16 protein-coding genes are annotated in these 15556 nt (G+C 28.5%); all 16 read left to right on the top strand.

Annotation, left to right across the window (positions count from 1 at the left end):
• The first annotated feature begins 243 nt into the window (after nt 1-243).
• The 16 genes from FNZ64_RS09105 (at nt 244) to pstA (ending at nt 15556) form a co-directional block, all read left to right on the top strand.
• Nucleotides 244-897 (top strand): hypothetical protein, encoded by a 654-nt coding sequence (locus FNZ64_RS09105; protein WP_142414491.1) that lies wholly within the window; start codon nt 244-246, stop codon nt 895-897.
• A gap of 158 nt (nt 898-1055) precedes the next feature.
• The gene (gene sigK, locus FNZ64_RS09100; RefSeq protein WP_423244944.1) at nt 1056-1751 is read left to right on the top strand and encodes an RNA polymerase sporulation sigma factor SigK; all 696 of its coding nucleotides are present in this window, start codon (nt 1056-1058) and stop codon (nt 1749-1751) included.
• Nucleotides 1752-1910: 159 nt separating this feature from the next.
• Complete coding sequence (locus FNZ64_RS09095) at nt 1911-2963, top strand: type IV pilus twitching motility protein PilT (protein WP_142414490.1); 1053 nt, start codon at nt 1911-1913, stop codon at nt 2961-2963.
• Nucleotides 2964-3251: 288 nt separating this feature from the next.
• Entirely contained in the window at nt 3252-4511 is a 1260-nt protein-coding gene (gene ftsA / locus FNZ64_RS09090; protein WP_142414489.1) for a cell division protein FtsA, read from the top strand.
• Nucleotides 4512-4543: 32 nt separating this feature from the next.
• Nucleotides 4544-5626 (top strand): cell division protein FtsZ, encoded by a 1083-nt coding sequence (gene ftsZ / locus FNZ64_RS09085; RefSeq protein ID WP_142414624.1) that lies wholly within the window; start codon nt 4544-4546, stop codon nt 5624-5626.
• Nucleotides 5627-5801: 175 nt separating this feature from the next.
• Nucleotides 5802-6602, top strand: coding sequence for a sigma-E processing peptidase SpoIIGA (gene spoIIGA / locus FNZ64_RS09080; protein WP_185903736.1), 801 nt, complete (start codon nt 5802-5804; stop codon nt 6600-6602).
• Nucleotides 6603-6617: 15 nt separating this feature from the next.
• Entirely contained in the window at nt 6618-7325 is a 708-nt protein-coding gene (gene sigE, locus FNZ64_RS09075) for an RNA polymerase sporulation sigma factor SigE (RefSeq protein WP_142414487.1), read from the top strand.
• 75 nt (nt 7326-7400) lie between these two features.
• A complete protein-coding gene (gene sigG, locus FNZ64_RS09070; RefSeq protein WP_142414486.1) occupies nt 7401-8174 on the top strand; it encodes an RNA polymerase sporulation sigma factor SigG in 774 nt (257 codons plus the stop codon).
• 106 nt (nt 8175-8280) lie between these two features.
• Nucleotides 8281-8538, top strand: coding sequence for a YlmC/YmxH family sporulation protein (locus FNZ64_RS09065; RefSeq protein WP_142414485.1), 258 nt, complete (start codon nt 8281-8283; stop codon nt 8536-8538).
• An 89-nt stretch (nt 8539-8627) separates the two neighbouring features.
• On the top strand, nt 8628-9092 hold the full coding sequence (nrdR, locus tag FNZ64_RS09060) for a transcriptional regulator NrdR (RefSeq protein ID WP_142414484.1): 465 nt from the start codon (nt 8628-8630) through the stop codon (nt 9090-9092).
• Between the two features lie 153 nt (nt 9093-9245).
• Nucleotides 9246-9938, top strand: a complete 693-nt coding sequence (gene pgeF, locus FNZ64_RS09055; protein ID WP_243129243.1) for a peptidoglycan editing factor PgeF — start codon at nt 9246-9248, stop codon at nt 9936-9938.
• A gap of 36 nt (nt 9939-9974) precedes the next feature.
• On the top strand, nt 9975-10670 hold the full coding sequence (locus FNZ64_RS09050; protein WP_142414482.1) for a response regulator: 696 nt from the start codon (nt 9975-9977) through the stop codon (nt 10668-10670).
• A gap of 2 nt (nt 10671-10672) precedes the next feature.
• The gene (gene pnpS / locus FNZ64_RS09045; RefSeq protein ID WP_142414481.1) at nt 10673-12379 is read left to right on the top strand and encodes a two-component system histidine kinase PnpS; all 1707 of its coding nucleotides are present in this window, start codon (nt 10673-10675) and stop codon (nt 12377-12379) included.
• Between the two features lie 447 nt (nt 12380-12826).
• The gene (locus FNZ64_RS09040; protein WP_142414480.1) at nt 12827-13717 is read left to right on the top strand and encodes a phosphate ABC transporter substrate-binding protein PstS family protein; all 891 of its coding nucleotides are present in this window, start codon (nt 12827-12829) and stop codon (nt 13715-13717) included.
• A 61-nt stretch (nt 13718-13778) separates the two neighbouring features.
• Nucleotides 13779-14669, top strand: a complete 891-nt coding sequence (gene pstC, locus FNZ64_RS09035; RefSeq protein WP_142414479.1) for a phosphate ABC transporter permease subunit PstC — start codon at nt 13779-13781, stop codon at nt 14667-14669.
• Complete coding sequence (gene pstA / locus FNZ64_RS09030; RefSeq protein WP_142414478.1) at nt 14669-15556, top strand: phosphate ABC transporter permease PstA; 888 nt, start codon at nt 14669-14671, stop codon at nt 15554-15556. Before pstC ends, pstA begins: the two co-directional genes overlap by 1 nt.

Below are 15556 nucleotides of genomic sequence, written 5' to 3'. Positions count from 1 at the left end.
TGAGAAAATAGGTTAAATATATGAAAAACAAATTTAAAATAGTTTTAAGTAGAAAAATAGGTACAAATATTTTATCCCATCCAGTTAGTTCACATGCTATGATAATATGACAATCAAAAGATGTGGCTGTTATAAATAAAGACAAAGTTTTGAACTAGACAAAGCAAAGGTTTTCTTCATAAATGTAACATATCATCAGCCATGGGGAAGAGAAACTGGAATTTCATATATGGGGGATTAATCATGAAGACTAAACAACATAAATTATCTGTGATAATAATTATTTTTTGTATAATTGCATGTATTAGTATAATTATTATTTACAAAAAGAATTCTGTAACTATAGATGTTAAAGAAATAACCAAAACGGAGGATAGTGTTTGTATAAAGCAGGTTAAGAATAAATCTATATTTGATGTAGCTTATAAGATAAAAGAAACTGATAATGATAAATATTGTGAACAAGAAATCACTTTTAAAAATAATACTAAAAAACAAAAAGTATATATGGTATTTAACATTCATATTCCTCAAAAGTTAATAGATGAAAATATAGTTTCACAATTTTACGATTATGAAACTTATGGTAGTATCTATAATTTGGATACTGTGCCAAGGGTTACAGAAGCCACAATTCATAATCGATATGAGATAACTGAATCGGATCTAACTGAGCAACAACAGGAAACATTGAAGAAATTAAAAAATATTTTGTATTGTGAAGCTTACATGGATAAGTATATTTTTTATTTAAAATTATCTCCTAAGGGCTATGAAATAATATCATTAGAGGAATTTGAAAAGAATGCAGGTCCCTTTTCAAAAGGAAAGTTAATAAAGAATTTAAAAAATACATCTCCAGATTATAAAATAGTACGTATAAAAAAGATAGACTAAAATAAAATTTAAAAATATAACTTTAAATAAAGATTGAATATTCATTGAATATGTAAAGAGCTTACTTTTAAAGTTATAATTAAAAATATAACTTTAAATATGCAACAAGTCTTAGGTATTTGCATACTATAGTAATAAGCACTATTAGGAGGCACATTTTGTTGTTAATACAAAGCTTATTACAATTTATAGGGAATTTGAATTTTTTTACTGCGTATGTTTCTGGAAGTAATTCCTTTCCTCAACCTTTAGATGAAAAAGAAGAAAAATATTACTTAGAAAAATTAAGTGAGGGCGATCAGTTATCAAAAAATATATTGGTAGAAAGAAATTTAAGATTGGTGGCCCACATTGTTAAAAAATATTCTTCTATAGGTAAAGATATGGATGACTTGATATCTATAGGGACTGTTGGATTAATAAAGGCTATAGATTCTTTTGATACTTCAAAAGGAACTAGGCTTGCTACTTATGCAGCTAGGTGTATAGAAAATGAAATATTAATGCTAATTAGAAATACGAAAAAAACAAAGGGAGAAGTGTATCTGCAAGATCCAATAGGAATCGATAAAGAGGGAAATGAAATTTCATTAATGGATGTACTAAGTAGTGAGGAAGATTCTGTAATAGAAATTGTTCAAAACAAAATTCAAGTTAAAAAACTTTATGAGAAGATAGAATCATCCCTATCAGAGAGAGAACGTATAATAATAAAAGATAGATATGGTCTTAAGGATGGCAAACCAAAAACTCAAAGGGAAATTGCGAAAAAATTAGGTATATCTCGTTCATATGTATCTAGGATAGAGAAGAGAGCTTTAAATAAATTAAATAAATCCTTAAATATAAAGTAGATAATTATTTTTATATGGATTTATAAGTAAAATATAATATTAATTTTAATATAAAAAAAATGCTCTAGAGTAAAATAGGGAATAATGTTGAAATATATACTAATTCATGATAAATTTAATATGAGTATAACCTTTTTATTGTATGATGGGAGGAATAAAATGATAAACTTAGATAATTTATTAGAAACGGCTATTAATAAGAATGCTTCAGATATACATTTGACAGTGGGAACATATCCTTATGCAAGAGTTTCAGGAGAATTAATTCAAATATTTAATGAAAAATTAACTGTAGAAGATACAAATATGTTTTCAAAAGCTATTTTAGGAGAACAATATGGAATATACGAAAACTCAGGGGAAATTGATACAACCTATTCAGTAGCAGGTCTTGGAAGATTTAGAGTAAATATTTATAAGCAAAGAAATAGTGATGCATTATCTATAAGAACAGTAGGGGGCAAGGTGCCTTCAATAAAAGATCTAGACCTTCCACAAGCTGTTAAAGAATTAGCAAGTAAGAAAAAGGGTTTAGTTTTAGTAACTGGACCTACAGGAAGTGGTAAAAGTAATACTTTGGCAGCTATAATTAATGAAATAAATAATACTAGATCAGAAAATATAATTACTTTAGAAAACCCTATAGAATTTTTGTACAAACATAATAAATCTATAGTAAACCAAAGGGAAATTGGTAAGGATAGTAGAACTTATGAATCAGCACTAAAATCACTGCTAAGAGGAGACCCAGATGTAGTATTCATAGGAGAATTAGATAATTTAGAAACTATAAGTATAGCTTTAAGGGCAGCTGAGAATGGGCATCTAGTTTTATCTTCTTTACATACTACTGGGGCAGTTAAGACTATTGAGAGACTTATAGAGGTTTTTCCACCATATCAACAAGAGCAAGTAAAATCTCAATTAGCAGCAGTATTACAAGGTATAATCTCTCAACAACTTGTTCCTAAAATTGGAGGAGGAAGAACTGCAGCCTTAGAAGTTATGGTAACTACTCCAGCAATTAGAAACCTAATAAGAGAAGAGAAATTATTCCAAATTGAATCTATAATGCAAACAAGTTCAAAGCTGGGAATGAGTACTATGGATATGTCTTTAGTTGAATTGCAAAAGAAAAATGTAATATCAAAAGACACTGCTATTACATATGCAATGGATAAAGAAATAATAACTAGGATGTTGTTATTATAGATCCCTTTATATCTTTATAGTAGATATGAAAATTTATAGTTTTAAATAGTGACTTAAAAGGTATATTTATGTTATAAATTATAACATGGATTAAACTTTTAAGTCATTTTTATAATTTAGTTTTGTTATAATACTAAATATTATGATATAATTGACAGAGTAAGATAAAATATTTCAATGTAGATTAAAAGGAAAAATTTGAAATAAAAATTACATATAAAATAAAAGGAAAAATAAGTTTTATGTTGAATATATAACTTTGAGGATTCTCTTAAGGAGGTATGATTCATGGACGAATATATAATAGGACTAGATATAGGATCTTCAAAAATTTGTGCTTCTGTAGGTAAAGTTAATAGTCAAGGTTCACTGCAAATTATGGGAATAACCTCCGTTTCTTGTAAGGGACTAAAAAAGGGCGTAGTTGTTGATATTGATAAAACCTCTGAATCTGTTGAAAAGTGTATTTTTCAGTTAGAAAAAATAGTTCAATTTAAAATAAATGAAGCATTCATAAGCATTCAAGGGGGAATCTGTGAGTTTGTAAACAACAAAGGCGTTATAGCAGTTTCAGGAGAAGATAGAGAAATTAATAGAAAAGATGTTAATAGAGCTATTGAGGCCGCAAAACTTATATCCATAGATAATGGCAAGGAAATTATAGGAGCTATAACAGAAGAATTCATAATAGATGGATATGATAATATAAAAGATCCTATAGGAATGAGTGGAGTTAAGTTAGAAGTAGATGCTAAGATTATACTAGCACAAAGTACAGTGGTTAATAACCTTATTAAAAGCATAAATAAAGCAGGTATAAGGGTATTAGGTATTGAACTTCAGCCGATTGCTTTATCATCACTATTATTAAAAGATGAAGAGAAACAAAAAGGAGTTGCCATAGTTGATATTGGACTAGAAACTATTAACATATCTATATTTAAAAACGGAAAGCTTTCTAAAAATATTTTTATTCCACTAGGTGGATATAATATTACAAAAGATATATCTCTATGTTTAAATATATCTTATGAGGAGGCAGAAAGTTTAAAATTAAGATATGGGAGTGTTACAAAGCATAATATTGAAGATGAAAAAATAGTATTAAACTCATCTAAAAAAGATGAAAAAGAAGTAAGTTATTTTACTTTAATAGATATAATTAATGCTAGAACTGAAGAAATGTTTAAATTTATAAGAGCTTTTATAAAAGAAAGTGGATATTATGAAGATATTTACAGTATAGTACTTGTTGGAGGAGGGGTTTCATTTTTAAGAGGAATACTAGAGTTAAGTGAAAATATTTTTAAAAGACCTGTAAGAATTGGTATTCCAGAATACATAGGAGCTTCCAATACCTTGTATTGTGGTAGTGTTGGGGTTTTGAAAGAAGCATCGGAGTATATAAAGCCTCTTAATTTTTCAAGTGCAAATAGTATGAAGGATAAAGAGAATTTTACATTAGAAGATAACGATGATGAAGAACTAAAGGAAAAATCCCCTGGTTTTTTCAGTAAGATAAAAGAGTTTTTTGCTGATTTTTTCTAAATTAAGGAGGTAGTAATGTGATAGATATTGATATGCAAGATCTTACTCAGATAAAAGTAATTGGTTCTGGTGGCGGCGGAAACAATGCTGTTAATAGAATGATTAAAGAGGGTTTAAAGAATGTAGAGTTTATTGGTATAAACACAGATAAACAGGCCTTAATATTATCTCAAGCATCACAAAAAATTCAAATTGGAGATAAACTAACTAAAGGGCTTGGTGCAGGAGCTAATCCTGAAATAGGAAGAAAAGCTGCTGAAGAAAGTAAAGATGAAATAGCAGAATGCATAAAAGGTGCAGATATGGTTTTTATAACAGCTGGTATGGGTGGTGGAACTGGTACTGGTGCTGCGCCAGTAGTTGCAGAAATTGCTAAGTCAATGAACATTCTAACAGTAGGAGTTGTTACTAAACCATTCCCATTTGAGGGAAGAAAAAGAATGTTACAAGCTGAGATGGGTATAAAAGAGTTAAAGGACAAAGTAGATACTCTTGTTACTATTCCTAATGAAAGATTACTTTCTATGGTAGATAAAAAAACATCACTTATGGAAGCTTTTAAACTTGCAGATGATGTATTAAGACAAGGGGTTCAAGGTATTGCGGATTTAATTACAATTCCAGGACTTGTTAACTTGGATTTTGCAGACGTTAGAACAATTATGTTAGATAAGGGACTTGCACATATGGGTGTTGGACGAGCTACTGGGGAGAATAGAGCTTCAGAAGCAGCTAAACAAGCTATATCTAGTCCACTTATAGAAACTTCTATTGTTGGGGCAACAGGGGTTTTATTAAATGTTACTGGTGGAGCAGATCTAGGATTATTAGAAATGGATGAAGCCTGTGAAATTGTAAGAGAAGCTGCAGATCCAGATGCAAATATAATTTTTGGAGCAGTTATAGATGAAAGCTTAAACGATGAAATAAAGATAACTGTTATTGCAACTGGTTTCGACAAAGAAAAAGCTGAAAGTAACAATGCTACAAAAAATGAAAGCAAAGCTCCTTCAAACTCTAAGGAAGTTGAAGAAGAAACAGTTGCATTTACAAAAGATCCTTATGATGAAGAAGAGCTAGAAATACCAGCGTTTTTAAGAAGACAAAGTAAATAGTTTATAAAAGACTTATCACAAAAGTGGTAAGTCTTTTTTTTTATATGCTTTTAAAAATATGGAGTATATTGTGATTATTTTGGGAAATATAAACATTTAAAATTTTAGCTTAAAGATAAAAGTTGACAAAATTTTGAATAAACTAAGTGTATAATAATTGTAAGGGGGGATGTATATGGAAATATATCTTGATGTACTCATATTAGAGAACCTTATAATTAATTATTTTCTAATATACATTACATGTAAAACTTTAAATATTAAACATAGGGTAGGATTAAATTTACTAGCGGCATTTATAGGTAGTCTTGCACCTATTGCAATGTTATTTTTGTCATTAAATATTTATTTTCAATTCATACTAAAAATATCAATTGCTATGTTAATGGTTTTTATATCTGTAGGGAAAAATTTAAAAACTATTTTGAAAGGGGTATCTGTACTAACTTTTTATACCATAGCTTTAGGTGGATTATGTATATTTATAAAATTTAATGAAAGTGGTATAATGCCCAGAAATTCATACATAGTAAACTTTACCTATAAAAAACTTATTTTAGGCATTTTTATAAGTGCAATGTGTATGGACAGGCTTTTTACTTTTATAAAAGATAAAATTTTGGTTAATAAATTGATTTATGATATAGAAATTAATTTAGGGGGAGATTGCAAAATAATCAAAGCTTTTTTAGATACTGGCAATGAACTAAGAGAACCAGTTACTAATTTACCAGTAATTATAGTAGAAGAAGATATATTTTGTAACTTTGAAATACCAAAGGGACATGAGTTTTTAATACCATATAAAGTTGTAAATGGTAGTAATGGAAACCTTAAGGGTGTGAAAGCTGATAGTTTAAGGCTATTAGATAAAAATGAAATTAGTGAATTTAAGAATGGAATAATCGCATTTTGCAATACAAGTTTAAGTGAAACAGGGGAATATAATGCATTACTTTCAAGAGGAATTTTATAGAGATGGAGGTACAAAATGATTAGACTAAAATCTTTTTTAAATAAAGTTATTTCAAAGTTAAATATATTTTATAAAAGAGTGTTTTACATAGGAGGTAATGATGCTCTTCCACCACCCTTAACAAAAGGAGAAGAAGAAGAACTACTTAATAAGATATCAGAGGGTGATGAAAAGACAAAATCAATTTTAATAGAAAGAAATCTAAGATTAGTTGTGTACATTGCTAGAAAGTTTGAAAATACGGGAGTAAATATTGAGGATTTGATTTCTGTTGGTACCATAGGGCTAATTAAAGCTGTAAATACCTTTGATCCTAGTAAAATGATAAAACTTGCAACTTATGCCTCTAGGTGTATAGAAAATGAAATTTTAATGTATCTTAGAAGAAACAACAAGATAAAATCAGAAATTTCTTTTTATGAACCTTTAAATATTGATTGGGATGGCAATGAATTACTACTATCAGATATATTAGGTACTGAAAATGACATGGTATATAATATGATAGAAGATGAGGTAGATAAACAATTATTATTTATTGCAATGAAAAAATTAAATGAAAGAGAAAAGGAAATAGTAATACTTCGATTTGGATTAAACGGACAAAAGGAAAAAACTCAAAAAGAGGTTGCAGATATGCTTGGAATTTCTCAATCTTATATATCAAGATTGGAAAAAAGAATAATAAAAAGACTAAAAAGAGAAATTAATAAAATGTTATAAGGTTGTCTTACGTATAAAATTTATTTCATAAGGGGAAAATTCTAATGCAACTATACTGAAGGGATGGATGACCTTATGAAAATTAACAAAGTTGAGATTTGCGGAGTTAACACAGCAAAACTTCCTGTATTGAAAGAAAAAGAGATGAAAGACTTACTTTTAAAACTAAAAAAAGGGGATTTAGAATCTAGGGAAAAATTTATTAAAGGAAATTTAAGATTAGTTTTAAGTGTAATACAAAGATTTAATAACAGGGGTGAAAATGCTGATGATTTATTTCAAGTAGGCTGTATTGGTCTTATTAAGTCAATTGATAATTTTGATTTAAGTCAAAATGTAAAATTTTCTACTTATGCTGTTCCAATGATAATAGGAGAAATAAGAAGGTACTTAAGAGATAATAATTCCATAAGAGTAAGTCGTTCCCTTAGAGATATAGCCTATAAAGCTTTACAAGTTAGAGATAGATATTTAAAAGACTTTAATAAAGAACCTACAATAACTGAAATAGCAAAGGAACTTGAAATTGATAGAGAAGAAGTGGTTTTTGCATTAGATGCTATCCAGGATCCTGTATCATTATTTGAACCCATATATCATGATGGAGGAGATGCTATATATGTTATGGATCAAATAAGCGATAGTAAAAGTTTAGATGAAAATTGGATAGAAAATATTTGCATAAATGAGGCAATGAAAAAATTGAATAATAGAGAAAAGCTAATTTTGAATTTAAGATTTTTTAATGGGAAAACTCAAATGGAGGTAGCCGATGAAATAGGAATTTCACAGGCACAAGTATCTCGATTAGAAAAATCCGCACTAAAGCATATGAGAAAATTTGTATAAGGCCTATCTAGGCCTTTTTTTTAAAAATAATGAAAATAACATAATTTTAACATAATTATATAATTTTATAATAAATATTATATAGTAAGTTGTAAGGAGGGATAAAATGGAGAGTGTAAATGAAGTTCAAGAGTTATTTTCAGTAAATAATATTAGGACCATGGAAGTTATAGATGTAGAATCTGGTAAAAAGCTAGGTTTTATTAAAGACTTGGTAGTGGATTGTGATAACTATAAAATTATTTCTTTGATTATACCAGAAGAGAAGATGTCCTTGTTCGGAAGAGAAGGTTCTGTAGAAATTCCTTGGGAGAACATATGGAAGATAGGCATAGATGTTATATTAGTTAAGGATGTAAAATAAGATTTAATATAATATTTATTATATGTAGAAAAAAATATATAAAGATGATAATATATAATTGATAATTTATATTAAAGGAAGATGTAAATATGAAATGTCCATACTGCAATTATGATGAAAGTAAAGTAGTAGATTCAAGGTCAACAGATGATAATTCAGCTATAAGGAGAAGAAGAGAGTGTCTTAAATGCAAAAAAAGATATACTACTTATGAAAAGTTAGAAAACATACCTATATTAGTGGTGAAAAAAAATTCCAGCAGAGAGTATTTTGATAGAAATAAAATAATAAACGGATTAATTAAAGCTTGTGAAAAACGACCCATATCAAGAAGTCAAATTGAAGACATAGCTGATGAGGTGGAAAAGAGGCTTTGTAATGATATGGTAACAGAGGTGAGATCAGAATACATAGGTGAGATAATAATGGATATTTTAAAGGAAGTAGATGAGATTTGCTATGTAAGGTTTGCCTCTGTGTATAGGCAATTTAAAGATATAAATACTTTTATGGAAGAAATAAAAAATCTTATTGAAAAAAAACATGAAAGATAAGAGCCCTTTTGGGCTTTTTTCTATATGAATGTTGTGTATAAGTTAAATTAGTTAAACTTAGGTTAAATTTATTTTTTATGATTTTTAATAAAAAATAAATGCTAAAATATAATTAATAACTAATTCAAGAGGTGTATTATGCAGGAGTTAAATATGGATGAATTTAAATTTATAAAATTCAACTATGAAAATATAAATATTATATTTTCTACAGCTGAGGGGGGACTTGACTTTAATAAAAATTCTAATGAAGGATTAAGAAATATTCAAAAGCTAAAAGAGTGGTTTCATGTGAGAAATGTGGGTTATTTAAGTCAAATTCATAGCGATAAAGTTTTAAATTATACAGGGGAAATAGAAGAGGGGGATGCTCTAATTACAGATAAAAGTAATGTGGCTATTGGGGTTTTTACAGCTGATTGTGTGCCTATATTATTTTTAGATAAGAGTAAAAAAGTTTTGGCAGCGGTACACAGTGGATGGAGAAGCACACTTAAAAACATTGCAAGAAAAACCCTGGAGAATATGATAGAAAAATATAGTTGTAATCCAGAAGATATTTTGGTATATATAGGTCCACATAATAGGAACTGTTGTTTTGAAATTGGAGAGGAAGTCATAGAGCAATTTAAACATACTAAAGAATTTTCTGAAGAAATGCTTTGTGGTAGGAACTTAAATTTAGAAAAATATATAATTACTTGTTTAAAAGAAGCTAATATACTAAGAGAAAATATAATTACTGTGGATTATTGTACCTATTGTGATGAAAGGGTAAAATTACATTCATATAGAAAGCAAAATAAATCATATGGAAGAATGTTTTCTTTTATATATAAAGAATAGATTTTTTATTTATTATAATCTTAGGAGAGTGTTATTATGAAAGAGCCTAAAATACTTATTGTAGATGATGAGGAACATATACAAGAACTTATTAAGTTTAACATAGAAAAAAACGGCTATAGAGCTATATGTGCAGGAAATGGATTTGATGCTATTAAGCTGGCTAAAGAAGAGCTTCCAGATTTAATTCTTTTAGATCTTATGCTTCCAGGTATGGATGGATATGATGTTTGTAAGGAGATAAGAAAGGAGTCCACATTATCTAAGACACCAATTATAATGATAACAGCAAAAAGTGAAGAGTTTGATAAAATATTAGGTCTTGAACTTGGAGCAGATGATTATATTACAAAGCCTTTTTCTATTAGAGAGCTATTAGCTAGGGTTAAGGCTGTTCTTAGGAGAACAGCTATGCAGTATGAAGAAAAAGCGTGTAAGTTCGGGAATATATCTATTAATTTTGAAAAGCATGAAGTATTAAAAGAGGATAAAAAAGTTGATTTAACCTTAAAAGAATTTGAATTACTTGAAATACTAGTAAAAAACAAAGGTAGAGTAATGACTAGAGAATTTCTATTAGACAAAATATGGGGATATGAATATATAGGAGAAACTAGGACTGTGGATGTGCATATTAGACATCTTAGAAAGAAGTTAGAGGATGATGATAAAAATCCTAAATTTATTCAAACAGTAAGGGGTATAGGGTATAGATTTAGTACAGGAGAGTAATTATGAGAAAAAAACTTATGATGTATTTTTCTTTTTCCATTATATTTATAGTGATTACCATGTCTTTATTACTTACAAAAATATTTGATTATAAAGAACAGGAAATCATAAAAGGGTATCTAAGGTCTAATAATAAATTTGCGCAAAATATTATAAAAAACAATAAAAAGATAAACCAATATGAATTCAACTCAAAAGAAATAAGAATAACTTACATGGATTCTTATGGAAATGTTATTTTTGATAATCAATTAAACAAATCTGAGCTTCAGAATCACTCAAACAGAGAAGAATTTAAAGCTGCAAAGGAGAAGGGTGAGGGTGTAAGTATAAGATATAGTGAATCAGCTAAAAAAAATATGATCTATTTAGCAACTAAACTTGAAAATGGGAATATAATAAGAAGCTCTATTTATATGGATAACCTAAAAGTTATTAATGGTAAGTTTATGGATTATTATATAGTCGTAATCGTATTAATAATTATTTTATCTATATGGCTTTGTATAAAGCTTACTTACATTATAGTTAAACCTATTAAAGATTTAGATCAAGCTACTTCTAAAATTGCAAAAGGTGAATTAAGTAGGAGAGTAAATATAACCACTAAAGATGAACTTGGAAAACTGGGAGAAAACTTTAATTTTATGGCTGAAAAACTTGAAGATACCATTAAAGAAGTTTTAGATAAACAAAATAGATTAGAAGCTATATTAAAGTGTATGGATAGTGGAATTATCGCTGTAGATAGAAGCTTTAAAGTTATTATGGTAAATCCTTATGCAGAAAGAATCTTTGGTATAAAGAGAAATGTTATAGGAGAAAATTTACTTGATAATATAAGAAACTTTGAACTAGAAAATCTTTTGACAAATAATGATAAGGAGTATAGGGAAATTAAAATTATGTTTCCTGAGGAAAGAGATTTGAGAATTAAAACTACGGATATAATTAATAGAAATGAACATATAGGCACCGTGGCAGTAGTGCAGGATATAACGGATATTAAAAATCTGGAAAATATAAGATCACAATTTGTAGCAAATGTATCTCATGAACTTAAAACTCCGTTAACATCTATAAAAGGATTTGCAGAAACCTTAAGAGAAGTAGATGATACAGAACTTAGAAATAAATTTTTAGATATTATTAATAGCGAGGCTGAGAGACTTACAAGGTTAATAAACGATATATTAACCCTTTCCCATATTGAACAGCAAAAAGAAGTGAAAGAGCAACTTATAGACGTAAATAAAATTTTAGGTGACGTGTATATCTTAATTAAATCCACAGCAGATAAAAAAGAAATTGAGCTAGAACTTAAGAATAATGAAATAGGCCAGCTATTGGGAGATGCAGATAAATTTAAACAAATGTTAATTAACCTTGTAGATAATGCTGTAAAGTATACAGAGCCTGGCGGTTATGTAAAGATTATACCTAAGTCTTATGAGGATTATTTTTCAGTGAGCATTGAAGATAATGGGGTAGGTATTTCAAAAGAGGAGATACCTAGATTGTTTGAAAGATTTTATAGAGTTGATAAAGCTAGATCTAGAGCTAATGGTGGTACTGGACTTGGACTTGCTATTGTAAAACATATATTAGTATTATTTAATGGTAATATTGAAGTTGAAAGTACCCTAGCAGTAGGAAGTAAGTTTATTATTAAAATTCCATATAATATTAATAAAAGATCAAATATTTAAGATATGCGTAGTTATAAGCTTTATTGGGATTTTTACTTTCAATAAAGCTTATAAAATTTTATGAAAGTTAGTGATAAATACGTACTTAAATTTTTAAAGTGTATGAATATTAGAGTATGAATAACTCTATGAATTACAAAGAATTTGTTTAAAAAGAAATATTTCTAATGCACTGTGAATAAAACCATGTATAAAAGGGGGACTTTATTTCCTATTTATACATGGTTTTTATATTATTTATGTGTACTTTGGGTTATGAAACATATCATTTACCTTTAGATTAAGACTTATTGATTCATAGATTTTTTATAATTATGTAAAATTAAATTAACAAGATTATGGGTTTAATTAACCTATACATAATAGTTTTTTAACTTAAATAGAATATTATCTTATTGTGGGGAGAAAATAATAACCAATATAAAAATATTATGGAGGGAATAATTTATGAAAAAAAAGGGTATTAGGTTGCTAACAGGTGTTTTAATTATGGCATTAATGAGTGGAGTTTTTTATGGATGTGGAAATAATGCTAAAAACAATGAAAAATCCACATCAGAAGTTAAAGGAGTTTCAGGAACCATAACTACATTAGGATCTTCAGCATTACAACCGCTTGTAGAGAAAAGTGCAAATAATTTTAAGATTAAAAACCCTAATGTTACTATAAATGTACAAGGGGGCGGAAGTGGAGCAGGCATAAATCAAGTAGCTAGTGGTAATTGTGATATTGGCAATTCAGATGTAAGTGCAGAAACAAAATTAAAAGATAAATCTAAATTAAAGGAATTAAAAGATCATAAAGTTTGTGGTATAGGTTTTGCTATGGTTGTTAGTAAGGATGTAAAAGTAGAATCCTTAACTAAGGAACAGATAAAAAATATTTTTGAAGGAAAAATTACTAATTGGAAACAAGTAGGGGGAGAGAATAAACCCATTAATATAATAAATAGAGGGGCATCCTCAGGAACAAGGGCGACTTTTGTGGATACTATAATGGATGGAGTGAAGGAGAAAAGTGGACTTGGTACTACACAAGACTCAAGTGGTGCAGTAAGAACTTCTTTAAAAAATACAGAAGGTGGTATAAGTTATTTAGCACTATCATACTTATCTGAAAACATAAGAAAAGATATAAATGTATTAAAAATAAATGCTGTAGAAGCTACAAATGAAAACATAGTAGCAAAGAAATATCCCTTCTGGTCCTATGAGCATATGTATACCAAGGGTGAACCTAAAGGACTAACAAAAGAGTTCTTGGATTATATGGTAAGTGAAGAGAATAAAGAAACAGTTAAAAAGCTTGGTTACATTCCAATAAGTGATTTTAAATAGTTTATAAAAAAGGTCGGACTACCGATCTTTTTATAAATAAGAATATAATGAGGCGAGATATATGGAAAAAAGAAGTTATTATAACAAATTAAAAACTGAATATTTAGGTAGAGGATATGCATTTTTTTGTGGAATTCTTATAGTAGTTTTAACTATTTCAATAATATCTTTTCTGGCTTTTAAAGGGCTAAGTACTTTTATCAATAATAATATAAGCATAAAAGAATTTATTTTTTCAACTAAATGGATGCCAGAGAGTGATACTCCATCCTTTGGTGCTGGAATATTTATATTAGGATCTACCTTTGTCTCTTTGGGAGCTGTATTAATAAGTGCACCTATAAGTATTGCACTTGCTATATTTATGAACTTTATTTCTCTAAAATTAGGTAAGAAGATTATTCAACCAACTTTAGAATTATTTGTAGGTATTCCTTCAGTAGTCTATGGATGGATAGGAATCACAGTCTTAGTTCCTTTTATAAAAAAAATATTTGGAGGCATAGGCTTTAGCTTACTTTCTGGAATTATAGTTTTAAGTATAATGATACTTCCAACTATAGCCAGTATTTCATCTGATGCATTAAAAGCTATACCTAATGATTATATAGAAGCATCTTATGGGTTAGGGGCAACAAGGTGGCAAACTATATCAAGAGTTATTATTCCAGCAGGAAAAAATGAAATTTTAACTGCAATAGTATTAGGCCTTGCAAGAGCATTTGGAGAGGCCCTTGCAGTTCAGATGGTCATAGGAAATGCACTAAAAAAACCATTCTATTTATTAAAACCAACGACAACATTAACTAGTATTATAACTATGGACATGGCTAACACTGTAAGTGGAACAGCATGGAATGATGCACTATGGTCATTAGCGCTATTACTTCTAATAATTTCTTTTATATTTATTTTGTTAATTAAGTTTCTAGGTAAAAGAGGTGGAGCCTAATGAATAAAAAAACTATAGATAGAATATGGACTGCCATATTTTATGGTATTTCATTTTTAGTTGTGCTATTATTGATATTTTTATTAGGATATATTGTATATAATGGAAGGCATGCTTTAGATTCTAAATTTTTATTTGGATCTCCATCTATTGGTGAAGAGGGAGGGGGAATAGGTCCTCAGTTATTTAACTCTATTTATATGCTTATTATTTCCTTAATAATATCTGTACCTCTAGGAGTTGGTGCTGGCATTTATTTATCAGAATATTCAGGGCATGGATTATTAATAAAGATAGTAAGACTGTGTATTGAAACCATGGCATCACTGCCATCAATTGTTGTAGGTTTATTTGGACTCTTGATTTTTGTAAATGCTACTGGGTGGGGATTCACCTTACTATCTGGTGCTTTAGCTATTAGTATTTTAAATTTACCAGCCTTAACTAGGGTATGTGAAGATGCAATTCGCTTATCAGGAAAACACATAAAAGAAGGAAGTTTAGCTCTTGGGGCTACTAAGTGGCAAACTATAGTAAAGGTAATTTTACCTAATGCTTTTCCGCAAATATTAACAGGGATAATTCTTGCAGCTGGAAGAATATTTGGAGAAGCAGCAGCTCTTTTATATACTTCTGGAATGAGTGCACCAGAAATTAGTTTTAATATTTCAAATTTATTTAATAATAACTTTGCATTTAATGTGTTTAGACCGGCAGAAACTTTATCTGTTTATATATGGAAAGTTAATTCTGAAGGTATGATTCCAGATGCTGATAGAATAGCTAATGGAGCTTCAGCGGTACTAATAATAATTGTTTTATTATTCAATATAATTTCTCGAACAATAGGAAAAAAAATATACGAGCGTTATACAGGTAAAAAGTAA

The organism is Hathewaya massiliensis (genome assembly GCF_902143515.1).
Taxonomy (GTDB): domain Bacteria; phylum Bacillota; class Clostridia; order Clostridiales; family Clostridiaceae; genus Hathewaya; species Hathewaya massiliensis.
This window is presented reverse-complemented; position numbering and strand designations above follow the sequence as displayed.